The organism is Rhizobium mesosinicum (genome assembly GCF_019511345.1).
GTDB classification, from domain to species: domain Bacteria; phylum Pseudomonadota; class Alphaproteobacteria; order Rhizobiales; family Rhizobiaceae; genus Rhizobium; species Rhizobium mesosinicum.
In genome coordinates this window covers 55301-72149 of sequence record NZ_JAEUAK010000012.1, presented here as the reverse complement: position 1 = coordinate 72149, position 16849 = coordinate 55301, and the positions used below count along the sequence as shown (strand labels likewise).

18 protein-coding genes are annotated in these 16849 nt (G+C 59.9%); 13 read left to right on the top strand and 5 right to left on the bottom strand.

Annotated elements, in window-relative coordinates:
- Nucleotides 1-27: 27 nt before the first annotated feature.
- Nucleotides 28-1107 (bottom strand): D-TA family PLP-dependent enzyme, encoded by a 1080-nt coding sequence (locus tag JNB85_RS25320; RefSeq protein WP_220337117.1) that lies wholly within the window; start codon nt 1105-1107, stop codon nt 28-30.
- A 186-nt stretch (nt 1108-1293) separates the two neighbouring features.
- Between JNB85_RS25320 and JNB85_RS25315 the strand changes: the two genes are divergently transcribed.
- The 8 genes from JNB85_RS25315 (at nt 1294) to JNB85_RS25280 (ending at nt 8190) form a co-directional block, all read left to right on the top strand.
- A complete protein-coding gene (locus JNB85_RS25315; protein ID WP_183734945.1) occupies nt 1294-2133 on the top strand; it encodes a transporter substrate-binding domain-containing protein in 840 nt (279 codons plus the stop codon).
- 54 nt (nt 2134-2187) lie between these two features.
- Nucleotides 2188-2850, top strand: coding sequence for an amino acid ABC transporter permease (locus tag JNB85_RS25310; protein ID WP_220337115.1), 663 nt, complete (start codon nt 2188-2190; stop codon nt 2848-2850).
- A gap of 4 nt (nt 2851-2854) precedes the next feature.
- Entirely contained in the window at nt 2855-3514 is a 660-nt protein-coding gene (locus JNB85_RS25305) for an amino acid ABC transporter permease (RefSeq protein WP_220337114.1), read from the top strand.
- 12 nt (nt 3515-3526) lie between these two features.
- A complete protein-coding gene (locus tag JNB85_RS25300) occupies nt 3527-4297 on the top strand; it encodes an amino acid ABC transporter ATP-binding protein (protein WP_275957766.1) in 771 nt (256 codons plus the stop codon).
- A gap of 17 nt (nt 4298-4314) precedes the next feature.
- Nucleotides 4315-4704 (top strand): RidA family protein, encoded by a 390-nt coding sequence (locus JNB85_RS25295; protein WP_220337112.1) that lies wholly within the window; start codon nt 4315-4317, stop codon nt 4702-4704.
- A 14-nt stretch (nt 4705-4718) separates the two neighbouring features.
- The gene (locus JNB85_RS25290) at nt 4719-5552 is read left to right on the top strand and encodes an IclR family transcriptional regulator (protein ID WP_220337109.1); all 834 of its coding nucleotides are present in this window, start codon (nt 4719-4721) and stop codon (nt 5550-5552) included.
- A gap of 150 nt (nt 5553-5702) precedes the next feature.
- The gene (gene purL, locus JNB85_RS25285) at nt 5703-7937 is read left to right on the top strand and encodes a phosphoribosylformylglycinamidine synthase subunit PurL (RefSeq protein WP_220337107.1); all 2235 of its coding nucleotides are present in this window, start codon (nt 5703-5705) and stop codon (nt 7935-7937) included.
- Between the two features lie 19 nt (nt 7938-7956).
- Entirely contained in the window at nt 7957-8190 is a 234-nt protein-coding gene (locus JNB85_RS25280) for a BolA/IbaG family iron-sulfur metabolism protein (protein ID WP_007826248.1), read from the top strand.
- Between the two features lie 119 nt (nt 8191-8309).
- Here JNB85_RS25280 and JNB85_RS25275 read toward each other — a convergent pair whose 3' ends face one another.
- Nucleotides 8310-9455, bottom strand: coding sequence for a hypothetical protein (locus tag JNB85_RS25275; RefSeq protein WP_220337105.1), 1146 nt, complete (start codon nt 9453-9455; stop codon nt 8310-8312).
- A 167-nt stretch (nt 9456-9622) separates the two neighbouring features.
- On the opposite strand from JNB85_RS25275, the gene JNB85_RS25270 reads away from it, so the two are divergent.
- The 5 genes from JNB85_RS25270 to hisC all read left to right on the top strand — a co-directional run bounded on the left by JNB85_RS25270 (nt 9623) and on the right by hisC (nt 14240).
- A complete protein-coding gene (locus JNB85_RS25270) occupies nt 9623-9853 on the top strand; it encodes a hypothetical protein (RefSeq protein WP_220337103.1) in 231 nt (76 codons plus the stop codon).
- A gap of 181 nt (nt 9854-10034) precedes the next feature.
- Nucleotides 10035-10373, top strand: a complete 339-nt coding sequence (gene grxD, locus JNB85_RS25265; protein ID WP_007826252.1) for a Grx4 family monothiol glutaredoxin — start codon at nt 10035-10037, stop codon at nt 10371-10373.
- Nucleotides 10374-10510: 137 nt separating this feature from the next.
- Complete coding sequence (locus tag JNB85_RS25260; protein ID WP_220337293.1) at nt 10511-11758, top strand: multidrug effflux MFS transporter; 1248 nt, start codon at nt 10511-10513, stop codon at nt 11756-11758.
- 111 nt (nt 11759-11869) lie between these two features.
- Nucleotides 11870-13150 (top strand): multidrug effflux MFS transporter, encoded by a 1281-nt coding sequence (locus tag JNB85_RS25255; RefSeq protein ID WP_220337101.1) that lies wholly within the window; start codon nt 11870-11872, stop codon nt 13148-13150.
- 31 nt (nt 13151-13181) lie between these two features.
- Nucleotides 13182-14240 (top strand): histidinol-phosphate transaminase, encoded by a 1059-nt coding sequence (hisC, locus tag JNB85_RS25250; protein ID WP_220337098.1) that lies wholly within the window; start codon nt 13182-13184, stop codon nt 14238-14240.
- 4 nt (nt 14241-14244) lie between these two features.
- Here the strand turns inward: hisC and JNB85_RS25245 are convergent, their stop codons facing one another.
- From JNB85_RS25245 to ttcA, 3 genes are read right to left on the bottom strand one after another with little or no spacing between them, the layout of a single operon-like run.
- The gene (locus tag JNB85_RS25245) at nt 14245-15069 is read right to left on the bottom strand and encodes an inositol monophosphatase family protein (protein ID WP_220337096.1); all 825 of its coding nucleotides are present in this window, start codon (nt 15067-15069) and stop codon (nt 14245-14247) included.
- A gap of 17 nt (nt 15070-15086) precedes the next feature.
- Nucleotides 15087-15917, bottom strand: a complete 831-nt coding sequence (locus JNB85_RS25240) for an inositol monophosphatase family protein (RefSeq protein ID WP_220337094.1) — start codon at nt 15915-15917, stop codon at nt 15087-15089.
- Nucleotides 15918-15961: 44 nt separating this feature from the next.
- Nucleotides 15962-16828, bottom strand: coding sequence for a tRNA 2-thiocytidine(32) synthetase TtcA (gene ttcA / locus JNB85_RS25235; protein ID WP_220337092.1), 867 nt, complete (start codon nt 16826-16828; stop codon nt 15962-15964).
- Nucleotides 16829-16849 lie beyond the last annotated feature (21 nt).

The window sequence follows — 16849 nt, the reverse complement described above, 5'->3', positions numbered from 1 at the left end:
CCGATGCAAAAGCATCGAGCCGGCATGTCAAACAATCTTTCCGCGGGCCACGACCGGCCAAGACTCGACTGACGCCAAACCGTTTCCTGCAACGTAAACCGCGTCGACCATGTTGGTGACCACGCACGCGTGGTTCGGCACGATCTGCAGTTTATCTCCCACCGAGAGCCCTATCGGCCCGCTGCTGATCAGCCGGCCATGCTCCTCGGATAGTTGGTCGATGACGATATCGTCGCGCCCGCGCACATGGCCGTAACCCGTGAGGCCCAAAAGATCCGATGTCAGGATTTTGGAGCCTGCGTCGACGATCGCGCGGTTGGCAGCGGGCACAGAGACGACGGTTGTCAGCACTCTGAGTGCGCAATCCTCCCAGCCGCAGGCGCCGCGCGATACGAGAGACCGGTCGTTGTAGACGTAGGTTCCGGGCCGATATTCAGTCGTAACCGGCGCGTCTGCTGCGTGCATCATCGAGGGCGTTCCGCCTGACGTGATGACGGGCACCGCGATGCCGAGCGCTTCGATGCGAGTCTTGGCCGTCATCATGAAAGCCTCGACGGCAGCCTCCCCGCCAGCAGGAGGATAGGTCATAAGACCACCGAAAACGACACCAGGCAGCGTGTGGATAAGGACCGCGAGAGCCTCTGCCGCTTCGGGAGTGAGTACACCGCAACGGTTGGCGCCGGTGTCGCATTCCACCAGGACCGTCAGCGGCTGAACTTCATTTCGAAAGGCGTCCGAGAGGCCCTTCACGATAGCCGCACTATCGGCAACGACCGACAATTTCACCTTCTTCGCCAGCGCCTTCAGACGTTCAAGCTTCTCGGCACCGACGATGTTGTAGGTAATCAGCACATCGGTGACTGCACTGTCGGCAGCAACCATCGCTTCGGCCTCCGACACCTTCTGACAGGTGATACCGACCGCGCCGGCCGCAATCTGCAAATTGACGATCTCCGGCAGCTTGTGCGTCTTGACGTGCGGGCGAACACGCAAGCCGTGAGCATCCGCGTAACGTTGAAAACGGCCGATATTGGCGATGGCGATATCGAGATCGATCAGAACGGCAGGAGTTTGAATGGCTGCGATATCCGCGGGCGAAAAAGTCATGGCAAACCTCGCATGGAACGAACCTGCGGTGCGGACAAATGTGCCGCTCTTTGGCGCCGCATCAAATATGAACCATCGCTATTGACAATTCATCAACCAGGGGACTTGATATGTCAATCCGATAATATGGACACCTGTCCGCTATATTGGATTAATCAGAAACGCACCGTTCTCAGGGGAACAATCATGACCATATCCTTCCGCGCCGGCCTGATTGCGCTGGCCGCAACTGCAGTTCTTTCAAGCCCGGTTTTCGCCGCCGGAAGTAAGCTCGATGAGGTTCTTGCTCGGGGCCATCTCGTTATGGGCACCGGCAGCACGAATGCGCCCTGGCACTTCAAGAGCGCCGACGACAAACTTCAGGGTTTCGATGTCGATATGGGCCATATCATCGCCAAGGCTCTCTTTGGCGATCCTGACAAGATCGAATATGTCAACCAGTCGTCCGACGCTCGTATTCCGAACATCACGACGGACAAGGTCGACATCACCTGCCAGTTCATGACGGTCACCGGCGAGCGCGCCCAGCAGATCGCCTTCACGATCCCCTATTATCGGGAAGGCGTCGGCCTGATGCTGAAGGCCGATGGCAAATATGCCGACTACGCAGCGCTCAAAGCTGCCGGCTCATCTGTCACAATTTCGGTCCTGCAGAACGTCTACGCGGAGTCGATGGTTCACGCGGCGCTGCCGGAAGCTACCGTCGACCAGTACGACTCCGTCGATCTCATCTACCAGGCGCTGGAATCCGGTCGCGCGGACGCGGTCGCAACCGACCAGTCGTCACTCGCCTGGTACATGGCCCAGAACCCCGGAAAATATCGGGATGCCGGTTACGGCTGGAATCCGCAGACTTACGCCTGCGGCGTCAAGCGCGGCGATCAGGATTGGTTGAACTTCGTCAACACCGCACTCCACGAGGCCATGACCGGCGTTGAGTTCGATGCTTACGCCAAGTCGTACAAGACATGGTTCGGCAAGGAACTGACGCCTCCGCAAATCGGCTTCCCGGTCGAATACAAGTAACTGGCCCGAGGGAGCGGGTCCTTTCCGCTCCCTCCCCTAAAAGGGCGGTCTGCCATGGGTTATACGCTGAATTTTGCCGCTGTCTGGCGCAACTTCGATTTTCTTCTTAGCGGCTTGATGTTGAGCCTTGGCTTGGCGGTCGTTTCGATCTTGATCGGGGCCGTCATCGGTCTGTTCGTCGCATTCGCGCTGCTCTCGAAGAGCCGTGCAGTGGTTGCGCCGGCAAGAACCTACGTCACCGTTATTCGAAATCTTCCTATCCTCGTGCTCGTCCTGTTCGCGTTCTTCGCGCTGCCTCAGATGGGCTTCCGGCTGGACAAGATCAAAAGCTTCGTCTTGGTTCTCTCGCTCTACTCGGGAGCATACCTCGCGGAAGTTTTCCGCGCCGGACTTCTCTCTATTCCGAAGGGATTGACCGAGGCCGGAATGGCGATTGGCTTGACGTCGATGCAGATACGCACGTCGATCATAGCGCCGCTGATGTTCCGCAACGTTTTACCTTCGCTGTCCTCGACGATCATCTCTCTCTTCAAGGACACATCGCTTGCGGCAACGATCGCCGTGCCCGAACTGACGTTTGCAGCACGCAAGATCAATGTCGAGAGCTTCCGTATCGTGGAGACCTGGATCGTGACGTCGGCTCTTTATGTCGCCACCTGTTTCCTCATTGCCGCTCTGATGCGCTTCATCGAGCGGCGTCTGGCATTGCCGAGGTAAGCCGATGTCTCAGACCTTTCTCGATCAACTTTGGATCGCCCGTCATGTCATTCTGAATGGCATGGCCATGACCGTATCGATCTCCCTTCTGGCCATTCTCGCAGGCTCCGTGCTCGGCCTCTTCGCAGGCCTGGCGCTGGTCTACGGAAACAGTGTGCTGCGCCTGATCGTGCGGGCCTATACGGATGTGATCCGAGGTACGCCAGTTTTAGTGCTCGTCCTCGCGAGCTACTACGTCTCCAGTGCCGTGGGCCTGGAATTGGGAGCATTCGCGGCGGGTGTTCTGGCGCTGGCGGTATTTTGTTCGTCCCACGTCGGTGAGATCGTTCGCGGCGCTCTTCAAGCCATCCCGAAGGGGCAAACCGAGGCCGCAAAAGCGATCGGCCTGACTTTCACGCAGACATTCACCTCCGTCCTCTGGCCGCAGGCGCTGCGCCAGTGCCTGCCGGCCTGGGTCAATACGGCGGCGGAAATGGTGAAAGCGTCGACGCTGCTGTCGGTGATCGGGGTGGCGGAACTGCTGCTGCGCACGCAGGAGATCATCTCCCGCAACTTCATGAGCCTGCAATTCTATTTCCTGGCCGGGGCTCTCTATTTCGTCGTCAACTTCGGCATCGAGCGCTTCGGCAGATTCATCGAGCGCAAGACTGCCCTTCCATCCTGAGGAGGCCGATCGATGGCCAAAACAATGCTTGAAATCAAGAGCCTACGCAAAAGCTACGGCCAGCAGGAAGTGCTCAAAGGGGTCGACTGCTCCGTCCAGGAAGGCGAGGTTATTTCGATTATCGGCTCGTCCGGCTCGGGCAAGACCACGATGCTGCGCTGTGTGAACATGCTGGAGGAATTCCAGGGCGGCACGATCAGCCTGGATGGGGAAGAGATCGGCTACCACGTTGAGGGTTCGACGCGTCGGCGCAAGAGCGAGAAGGAGATCGCCCGTCAGCGCGCGCTCACAGGGATGGCTTTTCAGCAGTTCAACCTGTTCCCGCACATGACCGCAGCCCAGAATGTCATGCTCGGCCTCATCAAGGTCAAGAAGATGCCGAAAAGCGAAGCGCGATCGATCGCGGAGCGTTGGCTCGACCGTGTCGGGCTGTCGGCACGGGCCGATCATTACCCAGGCCAGCTTTCCGGCGGTCAGCAGCAGCGTGTGGCGATCGCCCGTGCGATCGCGATGTCGCCGCGTCTTATGCTGTTTGATGAAGTGACCTCGGCTCTCGATCCCGAACTGGTGGGTGAAGTGCTGCAGGTCATCAAGGGGCTTGCGGCGGATGGCATGACCATGCTGCTGGTCACCCACGAGATGCGCTTTGCCTACGAAGTGTCATCACGGGTCATCTTCATGAATCAGGGGGTGATCTGCGAGGAAGGCAATCCAAAGGAAATGTTCGTGAATCCGAGGACCGAGCGCCTGGCTGAATTCCTGAAGACATCCAGCTTCAACTAAAAAGGAAAATGACAAGAATGACTATCAAGCGTTATGGGGCTGGCGAGACAGGCGCAGGCGGGCAACCGCTTCCCTTCGCACGAGCCACCGAAGCAGGCGGCTGGCTCTATGTTTCCGGCCAGGTGCCTATGGAAAACGGCGAAATCGTTGCTGGCGGAATCGTTGCCCAGAGCCGAAAGGCGATCGAAAACCTAATTGCCATTCTCAATGAGGCGGGCTACAGCCTTGAAGACGTCGTGCGTGTGGGTGTGTGGCTTGACGATCCGCGCGATTTCTGGAGCTTTAACGGCGTGTATGCTGAATATTTCGGAGAGAACGCTCCGGCCCGCGCTTGTGTCCAATCCAGCATGATGGTCGACTGCAAGGTCGAAGTCGACTGCGTGGCATACCGCGCGGATCGCACCTGATATTGGAGAAAGTCATGGCTGAAGCTGGTATCGACACAGTATCGCGGCGCACCCGAGGACTGGATCGTGCCTTCGAGATCCTCGAGTTCCTTCGAGTGAAGCGACAGCCGATGCGGCCGAACGAGATCGCGGCCGAAATTGGCGCGCCTCGATCTTCGGTCTACGAGCTGGTCAATCTCCTGCTCAGCCACGGCATGCTTGACTACCATGGAGGAGATGGCCGCGTTAATCTCGGTCGTCGCCTCTATTTCCTTGGAACGGCCTACGCCGAACAGTTCGACCTGATGCGGGAGTGCGACCGCATGCTGGTGCGGCTGGCCGAAGAAACCCGCGAGACGGCACAGATGTGCCTGCTCGAAGGACGCAAATACACCGTCGCCATGATGCGCGAGGGCATCCGGCCGTTCCGGATATCCTCGAATGTCGGAGAGCTCGTTTCCATCCCCTGGACGGCGTCGGGCCGTTTGCTGGTTTCGCATCTGAGCGATCAGGAGATTGTCGATCTGATTCCGCCGGAGGACTTCGTTCTCCCGAACGGCCGGCAGATGAAGCCGGCCGAATTTATCGCCCAGGTGCGACAGGCGGCTCGCGACGGGTTTTTCACCTTCAATAGCGAGGTGGAGAATTTCACGCATTGTTTCGCCGTACCGGTTTATCAGGCCGATGGTGCCTGCATCGCCACCCTGTGTCTCGTAACTCCACGCGAGGACGGCGTACGGAATAGGACGAAGTATCTGGAGAGCTTGGTTGGTGCGGCCAATGAGATTTCGGAGAAGCTCGGATACCAGCGAGTTCAAAGGTCGGTCGACGTCGAGGGGGCTGGCAGGGTCTCAGCCAATGTCCGGTAGCAGAGTCTCTCGATCTGCGACCTCCAAGTTACCCGTACGGAACCTATGATGCCTGCCCTCTGTTGACGGCAGGCATTTTCCTGTCGCGCGCAGTTCTTACATAGGCTAAAGACACGGCAAACGCGCCTAGGCAGGGATTTTCGAGAGCTCATGACCATTCCCAACACTATCAAGATCACGCCGGAACTCATCGCCTCACACGGCCTCAAGCCGGATGAATACCAGCGCATTCTGGATCTGATCGGCCGCGAACCGACCTTTACCGAACTCGGCATCTTCTCGGCGATGTGGAACGAGCACTGCTCATACAAATCTTCTAAGAAGTGGCTGCGCACGCTGCCGACCAAGGGGCCGCGCGTCATTCAGGGACCGGGCGAAAATGCTGGCGTGGTCGATATCGATGATGGCGACTGCGTCGTCTTCAAGATGGAGAGCCACAACCATCCCTCCTATATCGAGCCTTATCAGGGTGCGGCGACCGGTGTCGGCGGCATCCTGCGCGACGTTTTCACCATGGGCGCGCGCCCGATCGCTGCCATGAACGCGCTGCGCTTCGGCGAGCCGGATCATCCGAATACCCGTCACCTCGTTGCCGGCGTCGTCGCCGGTGTGGGCGGTTACGGCAACTCGTTCGGCGTGCCGACCGTCGGCGGCGAAGTGGAATTCGACGCCCGCTATAACGGCAACATCCTCGTCAACGCCTTTGCGGCCGGCCTCGCCAAGTCGAATGCCATCTTCCTGTCGGAAGCCAAGGGTGTCGGCCTCCCGGTCGTCTATCTCGGCGCCAAGACTGGCCGCGACGGTGTCGGTGGCGCCACCATGGCATCGGCCGAATTCGACGAGTCGATCGAGGAAAAGCGCCCGACGGTTCAGGTCGGTGACCCCTTCACCGAAAAATGCCTGCTGGAAGCCTGTCTGGAACTGATGCAGACCGGTGCGGTCATCGCCATCCAGGATATGGGTGCGGCCGGCCTCACCTGCTCGGCCGTCGAGATGGGCGCCAAGGGCGACCTGGGTATCCTGTTGGAACTCGACAAGGTGCCGGTGCGCGAAGAGCAGATGACGGCCTACGAGATGATGCTGTCGGAAAGCCAGGAGCGCATGCTCATGGTGCTGCAGCCGGAAAAGGAAGAGGAAGCCAAGGCGATCTTCGTCAAGTGGGGCCTCGATTTCGCCATCGTCGGCAAGACCACCGACGACCTTCGCTTCCGGGTCATGCACCAGGGCGAGGAAGTTGCGAACCTCCCGATCAAGGATCTCGGCGACCAGGCGCCGGAATATGACCGCCCCTGGCGCGAATCCGACAAGCGCGCACCCCTGCCCGCCAACCTCGTTGCGGCACCGGAAGATTACAACGAAGCGCTGCTCAAGCTCGTCGGCTCCGCCAACCAGTCGAGCCGCCGCTGGGTTTACGAACAGTATGACACGCTGATCCAGGGCAATTCCCTGCAGTTGCCAGGCGGTGACGCCGGCGTCGTGCGCGTCGAGGGCCATCCGCTGAAGGCGCTTGCCTTCTCCTCCGACGTCACCCCGCGTTATGTCGAGGCCGATCCTTTCGAAGGCGGCAAGCAAGCCGTGGCCGAATGCTGGCGCAACATTACCGCGACCGGTGCGGAGCCGCTGGCCGCAACCGACAACCTGAACTTCGGCAATCCGGAAAAGCCTGAAATCATGGGGCAGTTCGTCGAGGCCGTGAAGGGCATCGGAGAAGCCTGCCGCGCGCTCGACTTCCCGATCGTCTCCGGCAACGTTTCGCTCTATAACGAGACCAATGGCGTCGCGATTCTGCCGACGCCCACCATTGCCGGCGTCGGCCTGATGCCCGACTGGCGCAAGATGGCCCGCATCGGCGGCGCTGCCGAAGGCGACAAGGTTCTGCTCATTGGCACTGACGGCAGCCATCTCGGCCAGTCCGTCTACCTGCGCGACATCGTCGGCAGCACCGAAGGTCCGGCTCCGCAGGTCGATCTTTTCGCTGAGCGTCGCAACGGCGATTTCGTCCGTTCGGTTATCCGCAACGGCCAGGCGACCGCCTGCCACGACATTTCCTCCGGCGGCCTCGTGCTGGCGCTTGCCGAAATGGCGATGGCATCAGGCAAGGGCCTCGACATCAGCCTCAGCGAAGGCAAGGGTGCGGCCCATGCCCAGCTCTTCGGCGAAGATCAGGCGCGCTACGTGCTGACGGTTCCTGCTGACGTCGCCGATTTCGTCTGCGCCAACGCAGAAGGCGCAGGCGTGCCCTTCCGCCGTCTCGGCACTACGAAGGGCGATGCCCTCGTCATCGACGATCTGATTGCGCTGCCGATTCAGCAATTGCGCGATGCCCATGAATCGTGGTTCCCTGATTTCATGGATAACAGCGGCGAGCTTGTCGCTGCGGAATGATGCGCAAGGAGTAACGATCATGGCAATGAAACCCGGCGATATCGAAGACATGATCAAGGCCGGGATTCCCGGTGCCAAGGTAACGATCCGCGATCTGGCAGGCGACGGCGATCACTACGCCGCCGAAGTCGTCGCGGAAGCCTTCCGCGGCAAGAGCCGCGTGCAGCAGCACCAGATGGTCTATGAGGCGCTGAAGGGCAATATGGGTGGCATCCTGCACGCGCTTGCCCTGCAGACCTCGGCGCCGGATTGAAATGCTGGCTTCAGCCGACTGAAGATCTGAACAGGCCCGGCTGGAAGGCTTCTTCCGCCGGGTCTTTTGTTTTGAAACGGAAGCGATCGACGCTACCTCGTATCATTACTGCCGAGCTCTCAGGCCGGCAGCTTGTCCTGCTCGGGATCGGCAAAGACCGATGCCGGCATCGGGCCAGCCGTCAGCAGCGTAAAATCGAAGGCTGATTTCAGGTCCGGCCCCAGCACATATTGGCGGTGCACACGCAACTGATCCCCACGGATCTTCTTGTAATGTTTAGGCGTCAGCATATGCCGCACGCGGATATGGATCATGCTGGCCTGCGGCGCATCCGGATGGCCGGAAACCTTGACGACGGGCACTTTGTAGAAGTTGATCGAGTCCGTCAGGCACTGCACGTCGAGCCAGAAAATGTCAGGACAGCGGGCAATCAGCCCGACGCGCGAGCGCAGGAGCGTCGCAGACGACATAAGCGCGCATTGCAGGATTGCACAGCCGAGCGTCGCAAAGACCACGCGCTTGCCCTTGAAGACATCCGGCTCCCGCTCCAACAGAATGCCGACGACATGCGCCGCGACGCTGGAGCCCATGCTGTGCGAAGAGATGACATACTCGTCGACCTCCTCGTTGAGCGCCGCGCGCATCGATGTCGCGCATTGGTCCAGCCAGTCGTTGAAAACAGGCCTGTCCATGCGGGCCAGCGCCACGGCCATTTCCCAGTCGGCAAAAAGATGCAGCGTGTGGAAGCGCTCCGAGAACGGCAGGAAACCGAAGATGAAGAAGATGGCCGCCAGCGGCGCACTCCAGCCGACGTGCCAGCCGGGAAGCCCCAGCCAGTAATGCAGCGTCAGGATCTGCAGCGTGATGACGATTGCGAGTGCCGTCAGGAGGAAGGGAAAGATGAAGAAGAGGCCAAAACGCCAGGCATGGCGGAAATAGCCGGCCATGCCGCCCTCGCGCACCACCTCGCAGAAGCTCTTGAAGCCCAAGGCGATCCGGCTTGCCGTATTGCCCTTGCGCAGCTGCTGCACCAGATCGTTATGGTCGAAGATATGCATACGCGTCTGCGTCTGCCAGCCGTCGGCGCCGGTGCCGACATCGAAGGAAACATGATCCCCCTCGCTAGCCGTGCCCGTTGAAACCTGGTATCCCCACACGGATGCACTCTGCCTGGCGGTACGCTCATACCGCGCCCGATGCGCTTTTCCGTCCAACGGCTCAAATCCCGGGAAATGCAGAACGGCCCGCTTCTCGACGAGTTTCATAAGTCTTTTTCTTCTTTCCGGCGTGTTGCAATCGCCGTTGCTCGACTGACGGGTTCGCCTGAAAATACGGCGAAAAACCGGATAAAACCTTTGAGCGGTCTTGCTAAGCGAACTCTCCCGGAATTCAATGGGGTAAGGTGCGTTTCGATAGGATTAAGGGGAATTTTGTGTCCAATCTCGTGAATGAACTGGTGTCAGGCGTCGTCAGTAGCGTGCTGAAGGAAATCCTGAAGAAGACCACGGGCCGTACCACCACCAAGCGCAAGCGCCGCAAGGCCGCGTCTGCAACGGCGAGTCGCACCACCCGCAAGGCAACATCGACGAGTCGCAAGCCCGCCCGCAAGCAGGTCAGCAAGCGCCGCACGGCAGCAGGCCGCAGCAGGCAGCGCCGCGCTTAGAGCTTCTCCGTGTCCGCCTCGCCGAGGGAGCCGTAACGCATAAGCAACAATGCGCGTCGCGAAATCTCCCGGATTGTTCTTTTTTGGTTTTGCCGGCTGGAATTCCGGCTTTCACATGCTATCTAAAGAAAACGATTGAAACGGCGGGCCTTTACCCCGCCTGTTGAAAGGATTAGGTCCCATGAGCGGTATCAACGAATTCATCGAAAACGAGATCAAGAGCAACGACGTCGTCCTTTTTATGAAGGGCACGCCGCAGTTTCCGCAGTGCGGTTTCTCCGGCCAGGTCGTGCAGATCCTCGATTACATCGGTGTCGACTATAAGGGCATCAACGTGCTCGCCGATTCGGAAATCCGCCAGGGCATCAAGGATTACTCCAATTGGCCGACGATTCCCCAGCTCTACGTCAAGGGCGAGTTCATCGGCGGCTGCGACATCGTCCGGGAAATGTTCCAGGCAGGTGAGCTCCAGCAGCATCTCCAGGAAAACGGCGTCACCATTAAGACCGCCGTCGCCTGATCGGTCACCGGGCGTCCGTCCGGTTTCCAAATCCGTATTTTGAGTTTGAGGCGCTGCGCCAAGCAGCGCCTTGACCTGTTTATGGGAATTTCATCGTGACCGATTCATCACAAGCCATGTCCGCGGGTCGGCTGCCCATGGGCAAGCTGGAATTTATCGCGCTTGCGGCTCTCCTGATGGCCGTCAACTCGCTGGCAATCGATATAATGCTGCCCGCATTGCAGCAGATTGGCTCCAGCCTCGGTGTCGAGAACGAGAATCATCGGCAGTATGTCGTTTCCGCCTATCTTTTCGGTTTCGGCCTCGCCCAGCTTTTCTACGGGCCGCTTTCCGATCGCTTCGGTCGCCGCGTTCCACTGCTGATCGGCCTTGCCATCTATGTCGTTTCTGCCTTCGGCATCGCCGTCGTGCCGACCTTTGCCGGGCTTCTGGCGTTGCGCTTCGTCCAGGGGCTGGGCTCCGCCGCCACCCGTGTCATTACGATTTCCATCGTCCGCGACGTCTACGGCGGCCGGCAGATGGCGGAGGTCATGTCTCTGATCATGATGGTCTTCATGATCGTGCCGGTCATTGCGCCCGGGAGCGGTCAGATCATCATGCTCATCAGCACCTGGCATATGATCTTCGTCTTCATCGGCGCCATGGGGACGGCCGTCGGCACGTGGATGTATCTGCGCCTGCCGGAAACACTCGACCCCGCCAATGTCCGTCCGTTCACGGTCCGCTCGGTGGCACAAGGTTTTGCGATCTTCTTTTCCAACCGCAGCGCCCTCTGTTACACCATTGCCAGCACGATCCTCTTTGGCGCGTTGTTCGGCTTCATCAACTCCGCCCAGCAGATCTATGTCGGCATCTACGGGCTCGGCGTCTATATGCCGGTCGCCTTTGCCGCTGTGGCGCTGTTCATGGCCTTCTCGTCCTTCATCAATTCGCAGCTGGTTGGCCGCTTCGGCATGCGTCGCCTGTCGCATGCGTCGATCCTCGGTTTCTGCGCATTGAGCTTCATTTGGCTGATGGTGCAGATATCGGGGCCGCAGCCGATGCCCTTCGTGATCTTCATCATCTTCTTCGCGCTGGTCATGTTCCAGTTCGGCTGGATCGGCTCCAACTTCAACTCGCTTGCCATGGAGCCGCTCGGCCATCTTGCCGGCACAGCCTCCTCAGTGATCGGCTTCATGAGCACGATCGGCGGCGCATCGATCGGTGCCATCATCGGACAGGCCTTCGACGGGACGGCAACGCCGATGATTGCGGGTTACTTCATTGTTTCGCTTGTTGGGATCGTTTTCGTGCTGATCGCCGAAAAGGGGCGGCTGTTCAGGCCGCAGCACGCACCGCTCTCGAAGGACGCATCAATTTCGGACTTCACCGATACCGGGCACTGAAGCTTTCAGACACATCGAGTGGCGGGGACACCATGGTAGGGACTCCGCCGCCCTTCCACATCAAATGCGGCTGCGTTTGCGGCTGCTCTTCTGTCATTCAGGGGGATTCGAATGACTCCGACACACAAACCACACACGGAAAACCAGGGTTCGGCTCGCATCGGCATGGGTTTTGTCGAGTTCGTGGTGACCATCGCCATCATGACAGCCAGCATCGCCATGGCGATCGACAGCATGCTGCCGGCGCTGCCCAATATCGGCCATTCGTTGGCGGTAACCAGCAACAATGACGCGCAGCTCGTCATCGGCGTCTTTTTCTTAGGGTTCGGCGCCTCGCAGATCATCTTCGGCAGCCTGTCGGACGCCTTCGGCCGCCGCAACATCCTACTCGGCGGCTTGGTCTGCTATGTGTTCGGCATGTTTGCCGCCGCGGCCACCGGCAGCTTCGAAATGCTGCTGATCATGCGTTTCGTTCAAGGTATCGGCGGTGCAGCTGTTCGCATCACCACAATGGCGATCGTCCGCGATTGCTTCGGCGGCCGCGAGATGGCGCGCGTCATGTCCTATGTCATGATCGTCTTCATGATCGTGCCGATCGTCGCACCTTCGGTCGGTCAGTTCATCATCACCTACGCCAACTGGCACTGGATTTTCATCCTGCTCGGCATCATCGCTTCGATTCTCTTCGTCTGGGCGCTGCTGCGCTTGAAGGAATCGCTGCCGCCGGAAGAGCGCATTCCACTGTCCTTCGGCGCCGTCGCTGACGGCTTCAAGACGGTTCTCACCAACCGCATCACCTGCGGCTATATGATCGGGCTCACCATGTTCACCGGCGTCATCAGTGCCTATGTGATCTCGGTGCAGCAGGTTTTCGGGGAGGTCTACGGGCTCGGTGACTGGCTGCCGATAGCCTTTGCGGCGACGGCGGGCGGCATCGCCGTCGCCAACTTCGCCAATGGTATGCTGGTGCGCACTTTCGGCATGCGCCGCATCTCGCATGCCGCCATGCTGCTCTTCACCATCATCTCTGCGATCGGCTTCGTAGCGGCGCTCGGGGGCACGCCGTCCTTCGCCTTCTCCTATGCGCTCTTCTCGATCCTCCTGATTATGTTTGCCGTCATCGCCACCAACTTCACGGCGATCAGCCTTGAGCCGATGGGCAATCTTGCCGGCACGGCAACCGCCATCACCGGTTTCGTATCCACGACGTTCGGCGCCCTCCTCGGCGGCGGCGTCGGGCAGCTCTTCAACGGCACCGTCCAGCCGCTCTTCGGCGGCTTCGCGGTCTTCGGCGCCGTGACCGTTCTCATGGTCCTCTGGGCGGAAAAGGGCAAGCTTTTCACCCATCCCGGCGACAGCCTGCAGATCGACCCCGGCGCCGTTCACATGTAATGCTGCTGCTGGCATAAACTGGAAGATCGCCGTGAGCCGTTTCTGGAGCCCCGTTGTCCAATCCTTGACGCCCTATGTGGCGGGCGAACAGCCCGTCATTGACGGCCTGGTCAAGCTGAACACCAATGAGAACCCCTACGGCCCATCGCCCCGTGCGCTGGCCGCGATCTCGGAAGCCGTCAACGACACGCTGCGGCTCTATCCCGAGCCAACGGGCCTGAAGCTGCGCGAGGCGATTGCCGCAAGCCACGATCTCGATCCCGGCGAAGTCTTCGTCGGCAATGGCTCGGACGAGGTCCTGGCTCACACCTTCCAGGCGCTGCTGAAGCACGAGCTGCCCCTGCTCTTCCCTGATATCACCTACAGCTTCTATCCGACCTATTGCGGCCTCTACGGCATCGATTTCCGCGAGGTACTTCTGGACGAGAAGATGCAGGTCAGGATCGAAGACTACCGGCAGCCCTGCGGCGCGATTATCCTGCCCAACCCGAATGCGCCGACCGGCTCCGCTTTGCCTTTAGCGGCAATCGAGGCGCTGTTACAAGAGCATCCGGATCAGGTTGTCGTCATCGATGAAGCCTATGTAGATTTCGGCGGCGAGAGCGCCATCCCGTTGGTGCAGAAGTATCCGAACCTGCTGGTCGTCCAGACTTTCTCGAAATCGCGCGGCCTTGCCGGTCTGCGTGTCGGTTTCGCCGTCGGTCAGCGGCCGCTGATCGACGCACTGGAAAGGGTCAAGGACAGCTTCAATTCCTACCCGCTGGACAGACTGACTCAAGCCGGCGCCGTCGCTGCCTGGGAGGATCAGGACTGGTTCCGGAAACATTGCGACTTGATCGTCGCAAGCCGCGAGCGCCTGATTGCCGCTCTTAGGGAACTCGGCTTCGAGGTCCTGCCCTCCTCCGCCAATTTCGTCTTCGCCGAGCATGGCGAACGCGGTGCTGTGGAGCTTGCCGCCGAGCTGCGCAAACGCGCGATCCTCGTGCGGCATTTCCGCGGGGAGCGCACCGAGAATTTCCTGCGCATCACCATCGGCACTGACGCCGAATGCAACAAGCTTCTGGACGCGCTGAAGCAGATTCTCGCCTGACGGCTCAGACGGTGACGACCTCACGGCGCAGGATGTCCCAGCTTTCCTTGTCGGGCGTGATCAGCAGTCCGCCGGTGACATGATGCGGCAGATAGGCCGAGCCGTCGAAGCGGGCTGCATAGCCGCCGGCCTCCTGGCTGATCAGCGTTCCGGCCAGATGGTCCCAAGGCATCAGCTTGTTGTACATCAGGTAATGCACATGCCCGCCGGCAAAGGTGCGGTATTCATGGGCTGCGCAGCGGTAGTTGATGAGGAAGCGCACCTTGGCGAGATTGCCGAGGATCTCGGCTCGCTTCTCCTGCGGCAGGTAGCCGGTGGAGGCCATGCCGACCATTTGGTCGAGCGCGACCGGCTGTGCCACCCGTAGCCGCTGCGCCTCGCCGTCCGGCCGCCGCAGCCAGGCGCCGCCGCCCTTCTCAGCCATCACCCAGTCGTCGCCCATCGGATCGTAGATGATGCCGGCAACCGTCTCCCCCTTGGAGACGACCGACGCCATGACGCCGAAAGCGGGAATGCCAGACGCGAAGTTGAACGTGCCGTCGACAGGATCGACGACGATGGCGAGATCGGCGCCTTCAAGCCTGTCGAGAAGTGCTGGATCGGCGGCAACCGATTCTTCGCCAATGAAGAGCGCTTGCGGCCAAAGGGCTGCGGCCTCGGCCTTCATCATCCTTTCGGCCTGCTCGTCCGCCTCGGTCACGAGGTCGGTCGCTTCCGTCTTGGCGCGCACATCACTGCTGCTCAGCCGGCGAAAACGCGGCAGGATCTCGGCTTTCGCTGCTTGCCGCAGGAGATCGGCAAGCTTCATCGTGTCTATGGCAGTCGTCATAGCGCGTTCCTTTCGGTTTATCGGTAGCCGACGATCTCGTTTCTGATCATCTGCCAGCTTTCCCTGTCAGGAGCCGAGATGATGCCGCCGGAAATTTCGCCGGGTCTGTAAGGCGTCCCATCGAATTTCGCGGTATGGCCGCCGGCCTCCTGATGCGTCAGCACGCCGGCCAGATGATCCCACGGCATTAGCTTCGGATGGCCGATGAAATGCAGCTTACCCGAGGAGACCATCCAATATTCGTAGGCCGAGCAATTGAAAGCGAAGGTCATGCGGGTCTTGGCCATGTTGCCGGCAACGCGCGAACGGTCAGGCTCGTCCATATGGCTGAAGGACATGGCGCCGACCATGCGGCCAAGCTCGATCGGCTCGGCAACCTTCAGCCGGACAGGCTCGCTATTGCGCTTGTGCTGGAAAGCCCCGGCACCCTTGAGCGAAACGACGGTATCGCCGAGTGCGGGATCGTGAATGAGGCCGGCAACCGTCTCTCCCTTGACCGTCACGGCGAGGATCGTTCCGAAGACCGGCAGGCCGGCGGCGAAGTTGAAGGTGCCGTCGACGGGGTCGATGACGAAGGCAAGGTCGGCATCGGCAAGCGCCGGCACGACCGAACGATCCGCCTCATAGGCTTCCTCGCCGACGATGAGTGCGGCTGGAAAGCGCTCGCGGATTGCTGCCGTCAGATAGGCCTCGGAACGAAGGTCGGCCTGCGTGACGAGATCGACGGACGAGGTCTTTTCGGAAACACTGGTCGCGGCAGCATTGCGAAAGCGCGGCATGATCTCTTCTTCGGCGACATGCCGGAGGCAATCGCCGAGAAACTCTATGTCATTGTCTGAGAAAATCATTTTGGACTCATTGCATGGAACTGCTGAGGCTCATAGCAAGTCCATTACGACGTTTGGGTGACGTTCAGCGCAGAAAAGTCGAAAAGTTTCGGATCTAGCAGGTGCGAAGGGTTCACATGCGCGAGCGCGCGCAGCATCGTGTCCTTGCGACCGGGCATGCGGCGTTCGATATCGGCGAGCATGTCCTTCATCGCGTTGCGCTGCAAACCGTCCTGCGAGCCGCAGAGATCACAGGGAATGATTGGGAACTGCATGGCAGTCGCGAATTTCGCCATATCGTCCTCGGCGCAATAGGCAAGTGGCCTAAGCACCATCAGATTGCCTTCGTCATTGAGAAGCTTCGCGGGCATGGCGGCGAGCCGGCCGCCATGGAAGAAGTTCATGAAGAAGGTTTCGAGAATATCCTCGCGGTGGTGGCCAAGGACGAGCGCGTCGCAGCCTTCTTCCTTGGCAATGCGATAGAGATTGCCGCGGCGCAGGCGCGAACAGAGCGAACAATAGGTGGATCCTTCCGGCACCTTCTCTTTCACGATCGAATAGGTATCGCGATATTCAATGCGGTGTTTGACGCCGATCTTGGAGAGGTATTCCGGTAGCACATGCTTCGGGAAATTCGGCTGACCCTGATCGAGATTGCAGGCGATCAGCTCCACCGGCAGCAGCCCGCGCCACTGAAGATCAAGGAGCAGCGCGAGCAGTCCGTAGGAATCCTTGCCGCCGGAAATACCGATCAGCCAGCGTTTCTGACCCTTGAGCATGTCGAAATCGTCGAATGCCTGGCGCACCTGCCGCAGGAGACGCTTGCGCAGCTTGTTGAAGGAGACCGAGTGCGGCGCATCGGCGAACAGCGCATGGCCGACGCCCGTTTCAGCCGTCTCAAAGTCATCGGCGATATTGGCTGCGATATTCATCTTCTTGCCTGTCTGATGTGC

Bases quoted from the DNA above. Each gene is read 5' to 3' on its own strand.
- JNB85_RS25320 (WP_220337117.1), bottom strand. From the start codon at position 1,107: ATGACTTTTTCGCCCGCGGATATCGCAGCCATTCAAACTCCTGCCGTT.
- JNB85_RS25315 (WP_183734945.1), top strand. From the start codon at position 1,294: ATGACCATATCCTTCCGCGCCGGCCTGATTGCGCTGGCCGCAACTGCA.
- JNB85_RS25310 (WP_220337115.1), top strand. From the start codon at position 2,188: ATGGGTTATACGCTGAATTTTGCCGCTGTCTGGCGCAACTTCGATTTT.
- JNB85_RS25305 (WP_220337114.1), top strand. From the start codon at position 2,855: ATGTCTCAGACCTTTCTCGATCAACTTTGGATCGCCCGTCATGTCATT.
- JNB85_RS25300 (WP_275957766.1), top strand. From the start codon at position 3,527: ATGGCCAAAACAATGCTTGAAATCAAGAGCCTACGCAAAAGCTACGGC.
- JNB85_RS25295 (WP_220337112.1), top strand. From the start codon at position 4,315: ATGACTATCAAGCGTTATGGGGCTGGCGAGACAGGCGCAGGCGGGCAA.
- JNB85_RS25290 (WP_220337109.1), top strand. From the start codon at position 4,719: ATGGCTGAAGCTGGTATCGACACAGTATCGCGGCGCACCCGAGGACTG.
- purL (WP_220337107.1), top strand. From the start codon at position 5,703: ATGACCATTCCCAACACTATCAAGATCACGCCGGAACTCATCGCCTCA.
- JNB85_RS25280 (WP_007826248.1), top strand. From the start codon at position 7,957: ATGGCAATGAAACCCGGCGATATCGAAGACATGATCAAGGCCGGGATT.
- JNB85_RS25275 (WP_220337105.1), bottom strand. From the start codon at position 9,455: ATGAAACTCGTCGAGAAGCGGGCCGTTCTGCATTTCCCGGGATTTGAG.
- grxD (WP_007826252.1), top strand. From the start codon at position 10,035: ATGAGCGGTATCAACGAATTCATCGAAAACGAGATCAAGAGCAACGAC.
- JNB85_RS25260 (WP_220337293.1), top strand. From the start codon at position 10,511: ATGGGCAAGCTGGAATTTATCGCGCTTGCGGCTCTCCTGATGGCCGTC.
- JNB85_RS25255 (WP_220337101.1), top strand. From the start codon at position 11,870: ATGACTCCGACACACAAACCACACACGGAAAACCAGGGTTCGGCTCGC.
- JNB85_RS25245 (WP_220337096.1), bottom strand. From the start codon at position 15,069: ATGACGACTGCCATAGACACGATGAAGCTTGCCGATCTCCTGCGGCAA.
- JNB85_RS25240 (WP_220337094.1), bottom strand. From the start codon at position 15,917: ATGATTTTCTCAGACAATGACATAGAGTTTCTCGGCGATTGCCTCCGG.
- ttcA (WP_220337092.1), bottom strand. From the start codon at position 16,828: ATGAATATCGCAGCCAATATCGCCGATGACTTTGAGACGGCTGAAACG.